This is a genomic window from Amycolatopsis sp. NPDC003861, assembly GCF_053605405.1.
On the sequence record NZ_JBSGJD010000479.1, the window covers coordinates 1 to 2,697 of the forward strand.

Here is a 2,697-nt window from a genome sequence, read left to right on the forward strand (position 1 = left end):
GTAAAGCGGGTTCTAACCCGCCTTACCACTCACGACCCCGGCGGCAGGGGGCCTTCGCGGCATCGTGAGTAAGGAACCCATGGCACGGCAGGTTTCCGGGCACGAGCAGCCCGTCGGCACCACCCGCACACTGGAGTCCACCCCGGACGGTGCGGTCGTCAAGCGCAGCGTCCTGCCCGGCGGCCTGCGCGTGATCACCGAGCACGTCCCGGCGTCGCGCTCGGCCACGGTCGGGCTGTGGGTCGGCATCGGCTCCCGCGACGAGCCGGCCGCGGTCGCCGGCGCCGCGCACTACCTCGAGCACCTGCTGTTCAAGGGCACCAAGCACCGCGACGCCACGCAGATCGCCGAGGAGATCGACGCGGTCGGCGGCGAATTCAACGCCTTCACGGCCAAAGAGCACACCTGCTACTACGCGCAGGTGCTCGACGCCGACCTCCCGCTCGCCGTGGACCTGGTCACCGACGTCGTCTTCGACGCCCTGTGCACCGACCGCGACATGGACATGGAACGCAGCGTCGTCCTCGAAGAGATCTCGATGCGCGACGACGACCCCGAAGACCTGCTGCACGAGACGTTCGTGACGGCCATCCTCGGCGACCACCCGCTCGGCCGCCCGGTGCTCGGCACCGAGAAGTCGATCGTCGAGATGTCCCCGGCCGCGCTGCGGAACTTCTACAAGCGCCGCTACACGCTGCCGCGCATGGTCCTGTCCGTGGCCGGCAACATCGACCACAACCAGGTGCTGCGCCTGGTGCGCAAAGCCCTGAAAGAGCGCCTGGCCGGCACCGCGACGCCGATCGCGCCGCGCGAGGGCCGCGCCCGGATCAAGACCGTGCCGAAGCTGGCCCTGCACACCGACGACACCGAGCAGGCGCACGTCATGCTCGGCCTGCGGTCGCTGTCGCGCCACGACGACCGCCGCTTCGCGCTCTCGGTGCTCAACGCGGCCCTCGGCGGCGGGATGAGCTCGCGGCTGTTCCAGGAGATCCGCGAGCAGCGCGGACTGGCGTACCAGGTGTACTCGTCGGTGGCGAGCTACGCCGACACCGGGCACATGGCCGTGTACGCGGGCTGCCAGCCGGAGAAGCTCGGCGACGTCGCCGGCGTCATCCGCGAGGTGCTCGACAAGGTCGGCGTCGACGGCCTGACCGACGCCGAGGTCGCCCGCGCCAAGGGCCAGCTGCGCGGCGGGCTGGTGCTGGGCCTGGAGGACACCTCGTCGCGGATGTCGCGGATCGGCAAGAACGAGCTCAACTACGGGCGCTACCTGGGTGTCGACGACACGATCGCGCGCATCGACGCGGTGACCACCGAGGACGTGTGTGCGCTCGCTCGCACTTTGTTCGCGCGGCCCGGTGGCGTCTCGGCGGCGGCGGTCGTCGGGCCGTACGCTCACGCCGACGACCTTCCTGACGACCTGCACGAGGTGATCGCTTCATGACCGTCAACGTCGGTGTGCTCGGTGCGCGCGGCCGGATGGGCGCGACGGTGGTGAAGGCCGTCGAAGGCGCCGGGGACATGAAGCTGGTGGCCGCGCTGGACGCGGGCGACGACTTCGCCGCGCTGGCCGACGCCCAGGTGGTCGTCGACTTCACCCACCCCGACGCCGTCATGGGCAACCTGGAGTACCTGGTCGAGCACGACATCCACGCGGTCGTCGGCACCACCGGCTTCAGCGAAGACAGGCTGGCGTCGCTGCGTTCGCTGTTGGCGCCGAAGCCGTCGCTGGGCGTGCTGATCGCGCCGAACTTCGCTCTTGGCGCGGTTCTCGCCATGCGGTTCGCGGCCCAGGCAGCGAAGTTCTACGCCTCGGCGGAGATCATCGAGCTGCACCACAACCGCAAGGCCGACGCGCCTTCGGGCACCGCCGCCCACACCGCGCGGATGATCGCCGCCGCCCGCGCGGAAGCGGGCGTGGCACCGGGCCCGGACGCGACGACGTCGGAGCTGGACGGCGCCCGTGGTGCGACGGTCGAGGAGGTCCGCGTGCACTCGGTCCGCCTGCCGGGCCTGGTCGCGCACGAGGAGATCCTGTTCGGCGGCGAGGGGGAGACCCTGACGATCCGCCACGACTCCCTCGACCGGACGTCGTTCATGCCGGGCGTGCTGCTCGGCGTGCGTGAAGTGCTGCAGCGCCCCGGCCTGACGGTCGGCCTGGAAAACGTCCTCGACCTGTGAGGGCCCGCAATGTGGCGCTGCTGCTGACGGCGGCGCTGGTCGTCTACCTGTTCCTGCTGGCGGATCGGGCGGTCGCCCTGTTCAAGACGGGCACGGGCGTCGGGATCGCGCTGGGGGCCGGGGTGCTGCTGCTGCCGGTCCTGGGCATCTGGGTCGTCGTCATGACCTGGCGCAATGGCCTGCAGGTCCAGCGCCTCTCCCGGCGGCTGGACGCCGAGGGCGCGCTCCCGGACGTCTCCGGCCTCCCGCGCCGCCCGTCGGGCCGGGTGGATCGCGACGCGGCCGACGCCTGGTTCGCGGAGCGCCGCGCGGAGGTCGAGGCCGACCAGGAGAACTGGCGGGCCTGGTACAAGCTCGCGTACGCCTACGACATCGCGGGCGACCGCCGCCGGGCGCGCGAGACGATGAAGAAGGCCGTCGAACTGGAAGCGGCCGACCGCTGACCCGGGTTCCAAGCGCCCCAATGTGGCGTTGGTTGCGTCCAACGCACCCAATGTGGCGTTCGGTGCGTCAGAC

3 protein-coding genes are annotated in these 2,697 nt (G+C 71.2%); all 3 read left to right on the forward strand.

The genetic code is table 11. The features are described 5' to 3' along the window. Window positions 1-79 precede the first annotated feature (79 nt). From ACWEVN_RS47500 to ACWEVN_RS47510, 3 genes are read left to right on the forward strand one after another with little or no spacing between them, the layout of a single operon-like run. Window positions 80-1,444, forward strand: a complete 1,365-nt coding sequence (locus ACWEVN_RS47500) for a M16 family metallopeptidase (RefSeq protein ID WP_452055664.1) — start codon at window positions 80-82, stop codon at window positions 1,442-1,444. Beyond that, window positions 1,441-2,181, forward strand: a complete 741-nt coding sequence (gene dapB / locus ACWEVN_RS47505; protein WP_452055665.1) for a 4-hydroxy-tetrahydrodipicolinate reductase — start codon at window positions 1,441-1,443, stop codon at window positions 2,179-2,181. The genes ACWEVN_RS47500 and dapB overlap by 4 nt, the downstream gene beginning before the upstream one ends. Beyond that, window positions 2,178-2,624 carry a tetratricopeptide repeat protein gene (locus ACWEVN_RS47510; protein ID WP_449688187.1) on the forward strand — a complete coding sequence of 149 codons (447 nt, stop codon included), beginning with the start codon at window positions 2,178-2,180 and terminating at the stop codon, window positions 2,622-2,624. Before dapB ends, ACWEVN_RS47510 begins: the two co-directional genes overlap by 4 nt. Window positions 2,625-2,697 lie beyond the last annotated feature (73 nt).

Excerpts from the sequence above, each read along its gene's own strand:
- ACWEVN_RS47500 (WP_452055664.1), top strand. The coding sequence starts at position 80 with ATGGCACGGCAGGTTTCCGGGCACGAGCAGCCCGTCGGCACCACCCGC.
- dapB (WP_452055665.1), top strand. The coding sequence starts at position 1,441 with ATGACCGTCAACGTCGGTGTGCTCGGTGCGCGCGGCCGGATGGGCGCG.